Origin of the sequence: Cytobacillus solani (assembly GCF_006704205.1) — a bacterium.
In the GTDB taxonomy this organism is placed as follows: Bacteria; Bacillota; Bacilli; order Bacillales; family Cytobacillaceae; genus Cytobacillus; species Cytobacillus solani.
The window spans coordinates 4,097,018-4,114,010 of sequence record NZ_CP041305.1; the positions used below are offsets into that span (position 1 = coordinate 4,097,018).

18 protein-coding genes are annotated in these 16,993 nt (G+C 38.1%); 15 read left to right on the top strand and 3 right to left on the bottom strand.

Annotation, left to right across the window (positions count from 1 at the left end):
- The first annotated feature begins 51 nt into the window (after positions 1-51).
- The 7 genes from pnuC (at position 52) to FI644_RS20595 (ending at position 7,069) form a co-directional block, all read left to right on the top strand.
- On the top strand, positions 52-747 hold the full coding sequence (gene pnuC, locus FI644_RS20565) for a nicotinamide riboside transporter PnuC (protein ID WP_053476377.1): 696 nt from the start codon (positions 52-54) through the stop codon (positions 745-747).
- Positions 748-1,776 carry a multifunctional transcriptional regulator/nicotinamide-nucleotide adenylyltransferase/ribosylnicotinamide kinase NadR gene (nadR, locus tag FI644_RS20570; protein WP_142108783.1) on the top strand — a complete coding sequence of 343 codons (1,029 nt, stop codon included), beginning with the start codon at positions 748-750 and terminating at the stop codon, positions 1,774-1,776.
- Between the two features lie 16 nt (positions 1,777-1,792).
- Complete coding sequence (locus tag FI644_RS20575; protein WP_142108784.1) at positions 1,793-2,635, top strand: ADP-ribosylglycohydrolase family protein; 843 nt, start codon at positions 1,793-1,795, stop codon at positions 2,633-2,635.
- 192 nt (positions 2,636-2,827) lie between these two features.
- Positions 2,828-3,019 carry a hypothetical protein gene (locus FI644_RS20580; RefSeq protein ID WP_053476374.1) on the top strand — a complete coding sequence of 64 codons (192 nt, stop codon included), beginning with the start codon at positions 2,828-2,830 and terminating at the stop codon, positions 3,017-3,019.
- Positions 3,020-3,113: 94 nt separating this feature from the next.
- Positions 3,114-4,067, top strand: coding sequence for a ribose-phosphate diphosphokinase (locus tag FI644_RS20585; protein ID WP_379999311.1), 954 nt, complete (start codon positions 3,114-3,116; stop codon positions 4,065-4,067).
- 198 nt (positions 4,068-4,265) lie between these two features.
- On the top strand, positions 4,266-5,597 hold the full coding sequence (locus FI644_RS20590; protein ID WP_142108785.1) for an aminotransferase family protein: 1,332 nt from the start codon (positions 4,266-4,268) through the stop codon (positions 5,595-5,597).
- A gap of 47 nt (positions 5,598-5,644) precedes the next feature.
- Positions 5,645-7,069, top strand: coding sequence for an aldehyde dehydrogenase family protein (locus tag FI644_RS20595; protein ID WP_142108786.1), 1,425 nt, complete (start codon positions 5,645-5,647; stop codon positions 7,067-7,069).
- A 131-nt stretch (positions 7,070-7,200) separates the two neighbouring features.
- Here the strand turns inward: FI644_RS20595 and FI644_RS20600 are convergent, their stop codons facing one another.
- A complete protein-coding gene (locus tag FI644_RS20600; protein WP_053476371.1) occupies positions 7,201-8,631 on the bottom strand; it encodes a hypothetical protein in 1,431 nt (476 codons plus the stop codon).
- A 255-nt stretch (positions 8,632-8,886) separates the two neighbouring features.
- Here FI644_RS20600 and FI644_RS20605 point away from each other — a divergent pair, with 255 nt between their 5' ends.
- A complete protein-coding gene (locus tag FI644_RS20605; protein WP_142108787.1) occupies positions 8,887-9,570 on the top strand; it encodes a peptidylprolyl isomerase in 684 nt (227 codons plus the stop codon).
- Between the two features lie 87 nt (positions 9,571-9,657).
- On the opposite strand, the gene FI644_RS20610 is transcribed toward FI644_RS20605, so the two are convergent.
- On the bottom strand, positions 9,658-9,963 hold the full coding sequence (locus FI644_RS20610) for a hypothetical protein (RefSeq protein ID WP_053476369.1): 306 nt from the start codon (positions 9,961-9,963) through the stop codon (positions 9,658-9,660).
- A gap of 164 nt (positions 9,964-10,127) precedes the next feature.
- Here FI644_RS20610 and FI644_RS20615 point away from each other — a divergent pair, with 164 nt between their 5' ends.
- Positions 10,128-11,636: a mechanosensitive ion channel gene (locus FI644_RS20615; RefSeq protein ID WP_142108788.1), complete on the top strand. Its 1,509-nt coding sequence runs from the start codon at positions 10,128-10,130 to the stop codon at positions 11,634-11,636.
- A gap of 83 nt (positions 11,637-11,719) precedes the next feature.
- Entirely contained in the window at positions 11,720-13,021 is a 1,302-nt protein-coding gene (locus tag FI644_RS20620; RefSeq protein WP_142108789.1) for a hemolysin family protein, read from the top strand.
- A gap of 69 nt (positions 13,022-13,090) precedes the next feature.
- On the opposite strand, the gene FI644_RS20625 is transcribed toward FI644_RS20620, so the two are convergent.
- The gene (locus FI644_RS20625) at positions 13,091-13,483 is read right to left on the bottom strand and encodes a hypothetical protein (protein ID WP_053476366.1); all 393 of its coding nucleotides are present in this window, start codon (positions 13,481-13,483) and stop codon (positions 13,091-13,093) included.
- A 155-nt stretch (positions 13,484-13,638) separates the two neighbouring features.
- On the opposite strand from FI644_RS20625, the gene FI644_RS20630 reads away from it, so the two are divergent.
- From FI644_RS20630 to sigB, 5 genes are all read left to right on the top strand, one after another.
- Positions 13,639-14,580 carry a magnesium transporter CorA family protein gene (locus FI644_RS20630; protein WP_053476365.1) on the top strand — a complete coding sequence of 314 codons (942 nt, stop codon included), beginning with the start codon at positions 13,639-13,641 and terminating at the stop codon, positions 14,578-14,580.
- Between the two features lie 228 nt (positions 14,581-14,808).
- A complete protein-coding gene (locus FI644_RS20635) occupies positions 14,809-15,042 on the top strand; it encodes a hypothetical protein (RefSeq protein ID WP_142108790.1) in 234 nt (77 codons plus the stop codon).
- A gap of 196 nt (positions 15,043-15,238) precedes the next feature.
- A complete protein-coding gene (locus FI644_RS20640; RefSeq protein ID WP_053477550.1) occupies positions 15,239-15,565 on the top strand; it encodes an STAS domain-containing protein in 327 nt (108 codons plus the stop codon).
- Positions 15,562-16,044 (top strand): anti-sigma B factor RsbW, encoded by a 483-nt coding sequence (gene rsbW, locus FI644_RS20645; protein WP_053476363.1) that lies wholly within the window; start codon positions 15,562-15,564, stop codon positions 16,042-16,044. Before FI644_RS20640 ends, rsbW begins: the two co-directional genes overlap by 4 nt.
- A complete protein-coding gene (gene sigB / locus FI644_RS20650; protein WP_053476362.1) occupies positions 16,010-16,792 on the top strand; it encodes an RNA polymerase sigma factor SigB in 783 nt (260 codons plus the stop codon). The genes rsbW and sigB overlap by 35 nt, the downstream gene beginning before the upstream one ends.
- The last annotated feature ends 201 nt before the right edge of the window (positions 16,793-16,993 follow it).

The following is a 16,993-nucleotide window of genomic DNA, read 5'->3' on the forward strand; positions in this document are numbered from 1 at the left end:
GATATTACAATTAACAAATTGTTAATTGACGATTGATTTGGAGGGATGAAAATGAAGATCATGAAAGATTGGACTGTTTTTGAAAGGATATGGCTTTTAACCTTTACGCTAATCAATATTTACTTGTTTTTTGCTTGGGATGATACGATTCTTGGTCTGATCACCTCCATTTCTGGCATGTTGTGTGTAGTGTTAGTTGCGAAAGGGAAAGTGAGTAACTATTATTTTGGCATTATCCAAACAGGAACCTATGCCTACATCGCTTACGGTTATGGTCTTTATGGTGAGGTGATGCTCAATGCTCTGTTTTATTTCCCGCTCCAATTTGTCGGTATTTATTTATGGAAGCGGCATACAACTGACCGCAAAATAAAAGGGGAAGATATTCAAATCAATGTGTTAACGAAAAGAGGATGGATCGGAACGATCGTGTCATTTCTGGCAATCTTTATACTGTATGCGCTCTTCTTGAAACAACTAGGAGGAAATGTGGTATGGATTGATTCTGCTACCACAACCTTATCTGTCATTGCTCAAATCCTCATGTTAAAACGATACACACAACAATGGTTATTCTGGATCGCTGTAAACGTGTTATCGATTGTACTCTGGCTGAAGGCATTGATCGTACAAGGTGGCAACGATGTATCCATGCTTGTGATGTGGTCAGCGTTTCTAATAAACAGTGTATACGGATATTACAACTGGTCTAAAGTTTATAAGAAACAGAAGGGAGAACGGATGTAAATGAAAAAGGTTGGATTCTTTGGAGGTAAATTTCTGCCATTGCATCAAGGCCATGTGTATTCAATCATAAAAGCTTCCACGATGGTAGATGAGTTATATGTTGTACTTTCACACAGTGAAAAAAGGGATCAGGAATTATGCGCTGGAAGCAGTCTATCCTCCATCCCATGTCACATTAGGCTGCGCTGGCTCTCTCAATTGACAAAGGAAATGGACAATGTAAAGGTCGTGGAAGTAGAGGACCAGGAAGGCAATGATGATTATAATTGGAAGGAAGGATCCTTAAAAATTCGGGAAGCGATTGGGAGAAAAATCGATGTTGTTTTCAGTTCTGAGATCGAATACGCACCTACTTTTAAGGAACTGTATCCTGAAGCAAAACACATATTAATTGATGAAAATAGAGAGCAGGTCCCCATTTCAGCAACCAAGATTCGGGAAAAAGGAGTGTTTGCATATTGGGATTATATTCCTGAGGTGGCCAAACCCTATTTTATTAAAAAGGTTGTTATTTTAGGGACGGAAAGCTGCGGGAAATCCACTCTAACTAGAAATCTAGCACTTATCTATAACACAACCTATGTCAAAGAGTACGGAAGAGAATATTGCGAAATGTTAGGGGGCTGTGATGGGATTATTTTAGAGGAAGATTACCCGATGATTGCGTACGGCCATAAACTGAAAGAATATGAAGCGATTAGGAATGCAAATAAAATTGTCTTTATTGACACCGAAGCAGTAGTTACTCAATTTTACTCTGAGCTGTACAATCAAAAACATCAAACGGTCCTAGATGAAATCGCTCAGATTCAAAAATATGATCTATGCCTATATCTAGAGCCTGATGTTAAATGGGTCGATGATGGATTAAGAGTACATGGGGATAAAAAGGTGCGTGAAGATAATAATCACCGCTTGAAGGAATTGTTGAAGGAAAATGGGGTTAATTTTGTTAGCATTGGCGGAACGTATCAAGAACGTTTGGAAAAATCGGTAGAGCTGATACGCAGAACATTTAAGGAAATATAAAGGTGCAGGGGATGAGATGAGAATGTTAAAAGATGCTGTTTATGGATTTGCAGTAGGCGATGCATTGGGGGTGCCTTTTGAATTTCAAAGAAGAGGGTCGTTTCAATGTACGGATATGGTTGGGTATGGGACTTGGAATCAGATAGCCGGGACATGGTCAGATGATACCTCTATGCTTTTAGCAACTTGCGATTCCCTTAAAGTACATGGTGCAACCATTCATTTAGACGATATGATGGATAAATTCGCTCGATGGTATTCAAAAGCGGACTATACAGCCCACTGTGAGCGATTCGATAATGGAAATACAACCGCTGCTGCCCTTGAACAATATCAACTAGGTTCAAACCCAGTAAAATGTGGTCAAACTGACATTTTTTCAAATGGGAATGGCTCGCTCATGCGAATATTACCCCTCACTTTTATTCAATGTGAAGAGAGTGAAATTATGAATGTATCCAGCCTTACCCATGCCCACTACTTATCGAAAGAAGCATGTGTCATTTATGTGAAAATAGCAAAGCAATTATCACAGGGAGAAGCGATTCAATCCATTCTTTCGAGCGGTCCATGGAAAGAACCGTTTGAAAGAATGGGGAAGCTGTCAGAGCTCTCCGTATCTGAGATCAAGTCATCTGGCTATGTCATAGATACATTGGAAGCAGCTCTTTGGTGTGTTTGTACAACAAATAATTATAAAGATTGTGTGTTGAAAGCTGTGAATCTTGGTGAAGATACAGACACTGTAGCCGCAGTAGCTGGAGGTCTTGCAGGCATCATGTACGGATATGAACAGATCCCTATTGATTGGGTAGACAAACTGGCAAATAAGGCATTGATTGATAGTTGTTTGTTTTAAGAGTGATTGAGTCATTGTCCAAAATTTTTGAAAGGAAATTCTAGGAGGATGGCAACTTTTTGAAGCTGGTAAAGAAACAATTTGAACACTGCAAATAGAATCAGGAGGAGCAACATAAAGGCTCAGGCTAGCAACTTAAAAGATTTTAAGATATCTTTTTAGTAGTAAATAATTTTAACTAGAGGATGAGTAATGAAGAGATATCGTTTAATTAATGAATTTAAAAGCTATGAGAGAGGGACTAAATTTTATGTAGTTGCTGAATCTGAATTTATCGGAGTAAAAGAATATGTATTGCGTACCAGAGATTTAAAGCGCAGGTTAATCATAACTGAAGTTGAATTAAATAGAAATTTCTTAAGAATATATGATGAACATTTGTGATAAATGGAAAAGCCTAATATAGTTTCTTGAGGAGCCCATTTCATGTAAAATAGGATAAGGAAAAAAAATTATTGCAAATAGGCTTGGAGGAAAAATAGTGTCATACATACTTAAGAAGAATTTCAAAATGTTTGCACTTAATTCGAATCGAGGGGTCGCTGAAGAAATGGCGCAGCTTTTAGGCTGTGAACTTGGGAAAAGCTCAAGTACACAATTTAGTGATGGGGAGCTGCAAATTCATATTGAAGAAAGTGTTCGCGGAAGTGAAGTTTTTTTAGTGCAATCTACATCAGAGCCGACTAATGAATATATCATGGAGCTCCTTATTATGATTGATGCCTTGAAAAGAGCTTCAGCAAAGATGATAAATGTTGTCATGCCTTATTTCAGCTATGCCCGTCAGGATCGAAAAGCCCGTTCTCGGGAGCCGATCACAGCGAGGCTCATTGCCAACCTTTTGGAGACGGCTGGAGCTTCTAGAATTTTAACGATAGATTTCCATTCACCGCAAGCTCAAGGATTTTTTGACATACCGGTGGATCATTTAACTGGGATTCCCATTCTTGCGGATTATTTTAAGAAAAAGTCATTAACAGATCTTGTTATTGTTGCCCCGCATAATGGGGGAGTAGTTCGTGCCAGAAAGATAGCTAATATCTTAAATGTGCCCCTTGCCCTGATTGATCGTCGGCGTCCGGAACATGATGAAACAGAAATCATGCACATTATCGGAAATATTGAAGGGAAAAACGCCATTATTGTCGATGATTTAATTGATACAGCTGGCACCATTACGACTGGTGCAAACGCATTGATCGAAAATGGGGCAAAAGCGGTTTATGCTTGCTGCACACATGCGGTGCTATCAGGACCAGCAATCGATCGTATTAAGTCCTCATCCATTGAAGAATTAGTGATAACAAATACGATTAGAGTGCCTGAAGAAAAACGGATTGATAAAATGACAGTGTTATCTGTCGCTCCATTACTTGTAGAAGCAATTGATCGGATTCATAATCAAAAAGCGGTAAGCCCATTATTTGAATAAAAATAATTCAGACCGGACATGCATACAGCATGTTCGGCCTTTTTAATTTCTGAGGAATTTCATCATTTTATAGAGTAGTTACTTTTTGTTTTTTGATAGAACAGCATGGGGGCACTAGAAGAATTATTAAAAAATGGCATAAAAAATGCATCTAAAACCTATATAAGTATAAAACTATTATTTCAGGAGGAATCAATCATGGAAAAAGTTAAAAACAGTGTGCAGGAATTAATGGAGTTAGATAAGAAATATTTTCTTCATCCGACCTCTCCGATTAAACAACAGCAGGATCAAGGACCCTCTTTTATTTTTACTGAGGGAAAAGGTGTCATGCTTACAGATATCCTCGGAAATACGGTTATTGATGGAATGTCCTCATTATGGAATGTGAATGTTGGTCACGGGAGAGAGGAATTAGGAAAAGTGGCGATGGAACAAATGTCAAAGCTTGCATTCTCTTCGTGTTTTGCGACGTTTAGCAATGAGCCAGCGATTCGATTAGCTGCAAAACTTGCAGAAATTGCTCCGGGAAATTTAAATGCCACGTTTTTTACTTCTGGCGGTTCCGAGGCAAACGATACGGCATATAAATTAGCGCGGCATTATTGGATATTAAAAGGGCAGCCCAATCGAAAGAAAATTATTTCTCGAACGAAGTCCTATCATGGCGTTGCGATGGGTTCAACAAACGCGACTGGTTTAAAGCCGTTTCGTGAGTTTACAAACGCTTTTGATCCAGATTTTTGCTATGCGGATCACTTTTCGAGTGAAGACTTACGGAGAGTTATTGAAGCGGAAGGACCTGAAACAATTGCCGCTTTTATTGCTGAGCCGATACAAGGAGCAGGTGGACTCCATGTTGCCCCTGACGACTATTTTAAAGAAGTTAAAAGCATTTGTAATGAATATGGCATTCTATTGATTACAGATGAAGTAATTACAGGGTTTGGTCGGACAGGAAAATACTTTGGGATTGAACATTATGGTGTAGTACCTGATATGATGTGCTTTGCAAAGGGAATAACGAGTGGGTATGCCCAATTAGGCGGTGTAATGCTATCGGAGACTATTCATCAAGATTATATGGAACTTTCGACAGGTACTCTTTTGCATGGATACACGTACAGCGGGCACCCAATGGCTTGTGCGGTTGCATTAAAGAATATAGAATTAATTGAGGAAGAAGGTTTAATTGCAAATGCTGAAAAAATGGGAGCTGAGATGCATAAAGGCTTTCAATGGATAGAAGGAGAACGAAAAATCATTGGCAAGGTAAAAGGTCTAGGGCTAATGGGCGGTTTAGAATTAGTAAAGGATCGCAATACAAATGAAAAGTTCCAAAATCCTGTTGCGCCTTTAGTTGTGACGGAAGCGGCTAAACGAGGACTTATTTGCCGATCGGTTGTTTTCGATGGGCAGGATACAGTTGTATTTGCTCCTCCTTTAATTATTTCTAAGGAAGAGATGGCCAAAATGATTGATATTCTTCATGACGCAATTGCTGCAGTTGAAGCAGAGGTTTTACAATAATTATAGATTTGCCAATGTAAAAGTTTTTATAAAGGAGAGGTTCACGAATGAAAAAGAAGTTATTCATTAATGGAGAGTGGGTGGAAGGGAGCCAATATGCCACTCTTCGATCTCCATATAGTGAAGAGGTAGTAGCAGAGATTCCGACAGCGACGATGGAAGAGGTAGAGAAGGGTCTCCAAGCCGCTTATCATGCGCGAAAAACGATGGCAGTTATGCCGAGTCATCAGCGTGCATCCATTTTAGAAAAAGTAGCCGTTCTATTAGAAAAGCAAGCAGAGGAAGCGGCTGAGATAATTGCCACTGAGGCGGCCAAACCAATTACAGCTGCACGTGCGGAGGTTGCTCGAACCATTCAAACGTATAAATTTGCTGCAGAGGAAGCGAAACGGATTCATGGGGAAACGATTCCGCTAGATGCAGCACCAGGCGGAGAAGGTAGAATCGCTTACACAGTACGAGAGCCGATCGGTGTGATCGGGGCGATTACCCCTTTTAATTTCCCAATGAATTTAGTTGCTCATAAGGTTGGTCCTGCAATTGCTTCTGGTAATTCTGTCATTCTCAAGCCTGCAGGGCAAACACCTTTATCGGCTTTATTTATCGCCGAATTATTTCAGGAAGCTGGACTGCCTGCAGGAGCTTTAAATGTCGTTACAGGAAGTGGCTCCCAGATTGGAGATAAGCTTGTAAAGGATGATCGTGTCCAAAAGATCTCGTTTACAGGCAGTCCAGCGGTAGGGATTGGCATCCGGAATAAAGCGGGTTTAAAGCGTGTCACCTTGGAGCTAGGCTCGAATGCGGCAGTTATTGTTGATAAAGATACGAACTTAGATAAAATCATTTCGCGCTGTGTAGCGGGGGCATTTGGCTTTCAAGGTCAAGTATGCATTTCCTTGCAGCGCATCTATGTACATGAACAACAATATGAAGACTTTGTGGATAAATTTGTAACTGCAGCGAAGGGGCTCACAATCGGTGATCCGCTTAATGCGAAAACAGACGTTTCCGCATTAATTACCCCAAAAGATGTAAGCCGAACCCTTGAATGGATTGAGGAAGCAAGGGCGCAAGGAGCGAAAGTCGTTATTGGAGGTAGAGCTGAAGGAAATGTTTTACTGCCTACTGTGATTGTCGAGGCTGAACCGACAATGAAGGTTTCATGCCAGGAGGTTTTTGCACCAATTGTCTTGATTAATAAGGTGAAAACGGTTGAAGAGGCTATTGAACGAGTAAATGATTCAAACTACGGACTTCAGGCAGGTATATATACTGAAAATATTCATACTGCTTTAGCTGCAGCCGAGCAGCTTCATGTTGGAGGAGTCTTAATTAATGACATTCCTACCTTCCGTGTAGATCATATGCCATATGGAGGGGTAAAAGAAAGTGGTGTTGGCAGGGAAGGCATAAAGTATGCAATCGAAGAAATGACTGAGTTGAAGCTCGTTGTGTTCAATAAGAATGAATAAGCGAGGGACTGCAAAATCTTTAGAACAAAGATTTTGCAGTCCTAATTCAAATCATATTAAAACTAATAATCTATTTATCTGCATTTTCTACCTCTATCTCCTAATTCTATGCTTCGTAAATATATTGCAAGCTAAAATATCATCAACCCAACAAACGTGGATAGGATCAACCCAATAATAACTGGCAAGAAGCTCTTCCGAACAAGCTCCATTACTGGCACTTTTGCAAACCCTGCCACAGCAACAAGAGAGGACCAGGCGATTAATGTACCGCCGCCAACCCATACGGAGCCCATTTGTCCAATAGCTGATAATGTAGCAGCATCCACTCCAACACTATCCCCTAATGCCCCTGATAATGAGCCTACTAATGGCAAGCCGGAAAAACCTGAACCATCTAAGCCAGTAATGGCACCAATTAAAAGGATGCCAAACCCTGCAATAAAGGAGCTTTCTGGAATGTATTGCTGACCAGCCACGACTAAGTCGAATAAGAAGGATGGTGCTTCTTCAGTACCAGTGTTTAAAATCTTTGCAGATAAGTCCCCACTACCTATAAAAAAGAACCCTGCAATAGGGATGACAGGTCCCATTGCTTTAAAGGCAAATACAAACCCCTTCACGAGATGATCGCTAACATTATTCAGTGAAGATCGGACACTTCGGAAGGTAGAAGTCACAATAAGGAGGATTGCCGAAGCACCACCTATTAAAGCGGCCCCTGTTCCTCCTTCGATGACAGGAATTGCATCAGAGAATTTTGCGAGAGCCATATAGACTACGATGATTAAAAATGTTACAGGAACAAGGATAGCGAAGAGGAGACTGTATTTTCTTTTCCTTCCTTGATTATTCCCTGCTTCGTCCTGAAGGTCTTCATTGATTTGACCACTATTTTCCCAAGCAGTAAGGTGTTTGCTAGAAGGCTTTAAAATGTCCTTTTTTAGCATGAAGTAAGCGATAATAATAGCTGCGGCACCAGTGATGATTGACAATACAAAAGCACGGTCAGCTACTGGGCCAACATCTATTCCCGCAGCTGTGGCTGTTAAGGTTGGAGCAATTTGAATGACATAATCTGACGATAAGGCCATACCTTGCCCAGCCAGTGAAATGGCAATAGCCGCGCCAATTGGCGGCAGTCCTGACCGAACAGCTACTGGTATAAGCAAAGCTCCGACAAGTGGGACAGCAGGCGTCGGCCAAAAGAACAGAGAAATGGCATACGTGACAAAAATAATCACCCAATATGAAATATGCCCATTTTTCATGACCTTCTGAAATGGTGTAATCATTTGCTGATCAGCCCCTATTGATTTCAAAGAATGCAGCAAGGCGGTCATAATGGCAATTATGAGGAAAATATTAAACAACTCGCCAGCCGCTACCAAGCTGCCATTAAATATCGTTTGCAGCCCAGCTGTAAATGAACCAGTAAAAATCCAGCCAACTAAAAAGGTGACAATAATGGAAGGGACAACAACATTTTGCCTAAATAACATCGTGATAATGATGATACATGTTCCAATCAAATACATCCAATGAGCGGCTGTTAAATCCATACGCAAGTAACACTCCCTTCAAGATGAATTACATGATAACTATTGTAAAGTAGGGTATGCGTACATTTGGGCTTTGGTGAAAGGGGGTGCTAGTGTATGAAGGAAGAAATTCACAAAAGTGTTACAATCTTAAATTTAATTCATGAAAATGAATTTTCTTATAGATATCAGCATTTTCCAAATGAACCATAAATGCTATAATAGTGCCATTCGTCTTACTAGAATATTCATTTCATGAGGAGGATTATGTAGAATATGTTATTGAGACATAGATCTTTAGCTTTCATTTTTTCAGCATTGCTGGTTCTATTCAGCCTGGCTGGATGTGGAACAAAAGCAGATAATGGAACTTCAAAAGATAGCAGCGGTGGAAAATCAGAAAACCAAGCAAGAGAAAAATCAGGATATCCGTCCGATGTAACTGAAAATCCTGTTGTTACGATTACGATGGAAAATAATGATGAGATTAAGCTTGAATTATATACGGACATTGCACCGAATACAGTAGCGAATTTTGTTACTTTAATTAACAAAGGTTTTTATGATGGATTAATTTTCCACCGAGTCATCCCGGATTTTATGATTCAAGGCGGGGATCCGGCAGGAAATGGGACAGGCGGTCCGGATTATTCAATTTTTGGAGAATTTGCAGCAAATGGGTTTGAAAATAATTTAAAGCATGAACGTGGGGTCCTATCAATGGCACGGACGAATGATCCAAATTCGGCAGGGTCCCAATTTTTTATTATGGTTAACGAATCCTCTCAACTTGATGGGCAATATGCTGCTTTTGGCAAGGTGATAGAAGGTATGGAGGTAGTGGACTCCATTGTTTCTGCGGAAAGGAACGGGGCAGATCTGCCATTAAAGGAACAAAAGATGAAAACGGTGAAGGTGGATACAAAGGGATATAATTATCCAGAGCCTGAGGTTCAATAAACTTATCAAACATATAAAAAGAACGCTCCTTTTGTTGGTTAATAGGAACGTTCTTTTTGTATATATAATGTTGCATAAATTTTTATTCTATTCCTCTTTATTATCTAATTCGTCTTTCTTTTCTCCATCATCGATGCCATTATCTTGATCCACGCCATCTCCAACTCCCTTTTCCTTTAATGTTTCTTCAATATTTTTTTTCGCTTCAGCCATATTTTCCTTTGCTTCTTGCATAGCATCCTTTGCATCCTGTTCTGTATCGTTATCTACTGCATCTTTTTGCTCTCCATCACTGATGCCATTATCCTGATCAACACCATCTCCACATCCTGTTAGCCCTCCTAATATAAGAAGTGCAGCTAATCCGCCTGTTAAGAATGTTTTCCTATTCATTTCTAAACTCCTCCTTCTATTAATTGAACTGTTGATTGTATTCCCAGCACCAAACAAGATGAAACATGGTATTTTCGAGTGAGAATTCCAATGTTTTGAAATAAATGGACAGGGTATTACATAATCCGACCTACCAATTCAATTTGAAAAAGGGAGAGATGTTTATGAAAGTAGAAGAAATTACGGCTGGATGGTATAGATATACTGATCTGATTCCGAATCTATTATTAGCACTTCTCGTATTATTAATTGGCTATTTCGTGTCTAAAGGAATTGGAAAAGCAGTGGAAGGGTCATTAAAGAAAACAAGTTTAGATAATCGTTTATTTTCAAATGTAGGTAATCGAAAATACCCATCAGAAGTGATTATTGGAAAAATAGTTTTCTATATTTTATTCGTCTTTGTGTGGATTATCTTTTTTAATATGCTTAATTTGAGCCTGATCGCAACACCACTCGTGAGTATGGTTTCAACATTAACTTCGGCTATTCCCAATCTATTAAAAGCTGCTCTTATTCTGCTATTTGCTTGGATCATCGCATACCTCGTACGAATATTCATTGAAAAGGGTGTTAAATTAAGTCATATCAATCGTCGCCTAGTCAATTGGAAAATGGCAAAGAGTGAACAAGATGCTACGAGCAAAGTGAATAGTTTGGCAAAGGCAATCTTTTATTTTATCATTTTGTTATTTTTACCTGGGGTACTTGGGGCTTTGCAAATGGAAGGCATTTCTGAACCATTTTCAAAAATGTTGTCTACGATTCTCGCTTTTCTCCCTAAGTTATTTGCGGCCACAATCATTGTGTTAATCGGTTGGCTAGTAGCAAAATTTGTTCGAGATTTATTAACGAACTTTTTAAGCAGTATTGGAACAGATCGTATCGGGCAGCGAATGGGTATAATCAAAAGTGCAGGAGGAACCAATTTTTCAAGCATTCTTGGGAATATTGCGTATATATTCATTTTAATACCGACAATCATTACAGCATTAGAAAAATTAGAACTAAAAGGTATTTCTGAGCCTGCCATTGCGATGCTGCATGATGTATTAACGATGATTCCGAATTTACTAGTAGCTGTAATCTTCATATTAATTGGTATGTGGCTAGGAAAATGGGTTGAAAAAATGGTCGTGCAGATGCTGTGGCGTTTAAAATTTGATCAAGTATTTCACCAGATAGGGATCGGGGCACTAACACCGCAGCAATCAAAGAATTCCTTGTCACAGTTAGTAGGATTACTAGCAAAAATAGTAGTTGTTTTCTTATTTATTGCTGAAGCATTACAAGTTGTCCATTTAGACTTTTTAGTCAATATTGCATCAGGTATCATTGCCTATTTGCCAATGCTGTTCACTGCCATATTAATCTTAGGAATTGGATTATATGTAGGGCATTTAGTAGAGCGTATCCTACAAAATCTATTAAAACTAAAATATTCCCGTACACTCGCAGCTGTTGCAAAGTATTCTATCTTTGCGATGACCCTATTCATGGCATTAGACCAGCTAGGTGTTGCTCATTCGATTGTAAATGCTGCCTTTATTCTGATTCTTGGCAGTTTGGCATTAGCATTTGGCCTAGCGTTTGGGTTAGGAGGAAAATCGTTTGCTGCAAAATATTTAGGGAAATTAGATGAGAAGTTAGAAGAGAAAACAGAGGAACTTTAAGTTTGAACGTTTACAATCCGAAATCTATTCACGATTTCGGATTGTAAATGTTTGATAGAAATGGATTAAAGGGGGTAGTCACATTGCTTTTATTTAATGTATTGCTGATTATTCTATTAATAGCATTAACTGCCTTTTTCGTAGCAGTTGAATTTGCCATTGTTAAGGTACGGAGATCAAGAATTGAACAATTGATGGCTGAAGGGAAAAAGGGTGCTTTTTCTGCTAGAAAAGTAGTTACCCGCTTAGATGAATACCTATCCGCTTGTCAACTAGGGATTACGGTGACAGCCTTAGGACTAGGCTGGTTGGGAGAACCTACGGTGGAAAAGCTTTTTCATCCTTTATTAGCGGCATTCCAAATGAGCGAAACGATTACCCATTTTATTTCCTTCCTTCTCTCATTTGTTTTGGTCACATTTATCCATGTTGTTATAGGAGAGTTAGCTCCTAAATCAATTGCCATTCAAAAAGCGGAAGAAATTACACTACTCTTCGCAAAACCAATCATCATTTTTTATAAGATAATGTATCCGTTTATATGGCTATTAAACAGCTCAGCACGATTACTTGTTGGTCTATTCGGAGTAAAGCCTGCTTCTGAACATGAATTAGCGCATTCTGAGGAAGAACTGAGAATTCTCCTAGCAGAAAGCTATAAAAGTGGGGAAATTAATCACAATGAATGGACATATGTGAACAATATTTTTGAGTTTGACGAACGTATTGCTAAAGAAATAATGGTTCCGCGTACGGAAATGAGCTGTATATCGGTTCATGATTCAATACAAGAGATTGTTCAGAAATTAAAGACAGAAAGCTATACTCGTTATCCAGTTGTTGAAGAAGATAAAGATCATATCATTGGTATGATAAACATTAAAATGCTCTTAACCGCTACATTCCTGAAAAAAGGTTCTGATCAAGATTGGAATATCAAAACTTTTATACAGCCGATCGGTCAGGTTATTGAATCCATTCCCATTCATGACTTACTAATAAAAATGCAAAAGGAAGGAACCCATATGGCGATTTTGATAGATGAATATGGCGGTACTTCTGGATTAGTAACGGTTGAAGATATTATTGAAGAGATTGTTGGCGATGTAAGGGATGAATTTGATACAGATGAGGTCCCGGATATTCGTAAAATTTCAGATTCTCATTATATTTTGGATGGTAAGGTCTTAATTAGTGCAGTTAACCAATTGCTTCAAATTCATTTATCTTATGAAGAAGTAGATACGATTGGCGGCTGGTTCCTCACACAAAATACTACTGCCAAAATAAGTGAAGGGGCAGTAGTGGAAGAAGAGGGATATGTATTTACAATTAAGGAAGTAGATGGCTATCACATCTCCTTTTTGGATGTAAAAAAGAGTTAAGCCTCAAAATGGGGCTTTTTTCTTTGTAGAAAAATAGTGATTTCTTCCGTCAGGTTTGAAATATGACATTTATTTTTTCTTCAATTCTTTATTTAAAAACTTAGTTAATATCTTTTGAATGGCTGAAAGCTTCAACAAACAAAAAATAAAAATGACTGTTCCAGCTATCGTTATAATTTCTGTCATTCGTATATCCTGTGCTAGGAATTGACTTATGGATGAAATGATTACAGCAAGAGAAAAGGCTCCGAATAATATAAGAAAGGTGGCTAATTTACGGCGAACGGGATGACCCAAAATAAGCTCGGATTCATCAGTTGTAAATCCTGTTCCAGTCATCATTGAAATAACCTGAAACCTAGAAACTTCTACTTTTAACCCAGTTAAACGAAATAAAATGACAAATATTTCAATTACAACCAAGATAATAATTAGATAAATGAATAAAAATAATATATTCATAGGTCACCTCATAGAATTCTCAAATAATCGTGCCTCAACAGTAATATAAACCTTTAAATACCCATGATTATTTGTACTAAAACATACAGGTTCAAGTTTGGCTTAATGAAGGGAGGGGGAAGAATAATAAAAGGTTACGATAAGGGGTGGATTACTTGCAGGAATATATCGGTGTAAATCAATGGAAATGGGTTCAGGTGAAACAAACTGAAATAGATAATCCCCAATTACAAATGGAAGAGGACGAGTCCATAGACTCATGGCTGAAGGATGTTGACAAAAATAATAAGAATTGCATACGAGTGGACTACTTAAAGAATGGGGAAAAAGCGATGAAAGGTTCACTCATTTATAAACAAAATTTTGAAGTAGAGGAAGACTTTAAAATCTTTCATTTTTATCTGACGTCTGCTCGTTTGATCACGATCAATCTTGATTTCCACATACTAAAACAATTCAATCTCGAAACTTTTCATAAAAGAATAGAATTGACAGAGAATGCAGTTGATGGGTTTTTACTATTTCTTGGTGATCTGATGAATGAAATGTTAGTGGAGATTGATCAGTTTGAAGAAGCGCTAAAACAACTTATTTGGAGTATACGAATAAGGAATGGAACAGGAATTCTTGAACGAGTATTTAAATGCAGACATGAACTATTCATTTGGAAGAATTTATTCATTCCAATTAATGAATTGAAAATGGCTATCGACGAAATGAACTTTCAAGATAGTAAGAAAGGGGAGATCTTAACCTGTACATGTAAGAGGATTGAGCGAGCGATGGTACTATTAGATGGATACGAACGGGAAATCGATTCGATTATTAATCTTGAAGAAGTTATTTCCTCACATCGAGGGAACGAAATTATGAAAACGCTAACTGTTATAACGACGATTTTCACTCCTATTATGGCATTAGGGGCATTATGGGGAATGAATTTTAAGCATATGCCAGAGCTAGAGTGGAAATTCGGTTATATTTTGTCCATTATCTTAATTATTACGTCTACTCTCCTTCTTTATGCTTATTTAAAAGTAAAAGGATGGACTGGAGACCTGCTAAAAGGGAAAAAGAAGGGGTCATTTTTTAAGTAGCAAAGGCTTTTTACTAGATTACAAATATTTCAAACAGATTAAATTCCCAGGTAGAGAGTTTTGTATGTATCTTCTAGTGGTAAAACACTAGCAAGGTTATAAATTAGGTAACCTGACCGACTCAAAATCTAGGAGATGGAGAGTGATAGAAATATGTATTTGCTAGAAAAGAAGACTTAAATGATTTAGAAATGTTAACGATTCATTACTTAAAGGGAGGAAAAGTATATGAATATGAATGACCTTAATATTGTAGATATGTTGATAGAAGAAAATAAAACGAATAAAAGTGGTACAAAAAAGCAAGAAGACGAGTATCTTAAACAGGACAGCCAAGTATATGGACATGTCACTGATAAAGATATGCAAGAGCAAAGCGGAATCCGATATGGAAATATCACTTCCGAGGATAACGTAAAAGAAAAGTTAGAAAATAAAGAGGAAGTGTCCCAACCGAAATAGGATTTGAACATTTGAATGAATGTGAGAATAAAAAGACTTGCACAATAAAACGTGCAAGTCTTTCTAACTTGAAATCTCTCGTCTGCTCTACATACTAATATTTTATAGTATTAAAATTTTTTAATAGAAAAGAGTTTCAATTTTAATAGGCGAGGGTATAAAAAAACAAATATTTAAAAGGTGTGATGATATGAAGATGAACATCAATAAACAATATAAAGAGAAGGAAGTATTGGTGTTTGTAGAAGGAGAAATCGATGCATTTACAGCTCCAAAGCTTAGAGAGGAACTGTGGCATTTGTCTGAAAAGGAAAACGCAACCGTGACTATTAATCTAAAGGAAGTCACCTATTTAGATAGTACTGGTCTCGGTGTATTTGTCGGATTATTCAAGCGATTAAATAGTAATAATGGAGAGTTGAAGCTAATTGAGTTATCTAACAGACTTTATAAACTCTTCGAAATGACAGGCTTAATAAACATAATGGATATTTGTGTGAATTCTGAAGATGGAGGGCGATGATGGAAGTGATGGATTATATTGAAATGAAGTTACCAGCTAAGCCTGATAATATTGGGATCGTTAGACTAACGTTGTCAGGAATAGCCAGCAGCATGGGATTTACATATGAAGATGTTGAGGATCTTAAGATTGCTGTTAGTGAAGCATGTACGAATAGTGTTCAGCATGCTTATGATAATAATGAGGGTGGAGAAGTAGTTATTGGATTTGGGATTTATAAGGACAAGCTAGAAATGATGGTAGCCGATAGCGGAAGGAGCTTCAATTTTAACCGGATTAAAGCAGAGCTAGGCCCATATACCGAATCAAGTACTGTGGATCAGCTTGCAGTGGGAGGGTTAGGGTTGTATTTAATCGAAACACTCATGGATGAAGTTCGTGTAATGAATCATTCAGGGGTAACGGTCTACATGATGAAGTATCTAAATGGGGAGCGTGAAAATTATGGCACAATCAACCCAATCGGTAAGACGGTCTAAGGAAGAGATTGAGAGCCTAATTTTAGAGTTTCAAAATGGAAACTCAGTAGCCCAAACGACATTAGTAGAACATTATACTGCACTTGTAGCAAGCCTCGCAAGAAAATATTCCAGAGGGAGAAATTTTCATGAAGATATCGTACAGGTAGGGATGTTGGGGCTACTATCTGCGATAAGAAGATATGACGTAGAAAAGGGAAGCTCATTTGAATCTTATTTATTTCCTACCGTTATCGGAGAAATTAAGCGATATTTAAGGGATAAGACATGGAGTGTCCATGTACCGAGGCGTATTAAAGAAATTTGGCCGAAATTAAATTCAATAGTGGACGAACTCACTAATCTAAATCAGCGATCACCAAAGATTAACGAAATCGCCTATTATCTTGGTATTTCAGAAGAGGAAGTACTTGAAGCAATGGAAATGGGCAAAAGCTATCAAGCTGCTTCAGTCGATCAGCCGATTGAAACTGGGAGAGAGGGCAGCATATTAACTACCTTGGATGTAGTAGGATCGTCAGATATAGGCTTTGAGAGAGTGGATCGGAAACTATTACTTGAAAGTGCACTTCATGTATTAACAGAAAGAGAAAAGGAAATCATCCATTGCACGTTTATTGAGAATAAAAGCCAAAAAGAAACAGGAGAGCAATTGGGTATTTCTCAAATGCATGTTTCAAGACTTCAAAAAAAGGCAATTGAAAAATTACGAAAAGAGCTTAAAATAGAGTTGGACAATAGCTCATGATAAGCATAACGTGTAATTACATTGTAAGCTATTATTAATAGCACAAATTGAGCCGCCCGAAAAGGTAGTATTAATCTTTCCGGGCGGCTCAATTTGTTAATTAGTGGTAGACACTACAACATCCTGACTGTCAGATAATGTCGCTTTTATTCAGAAGATGTAAATGATGCAGCTGGGAAGAAAAATTCACCACAGCTTAGA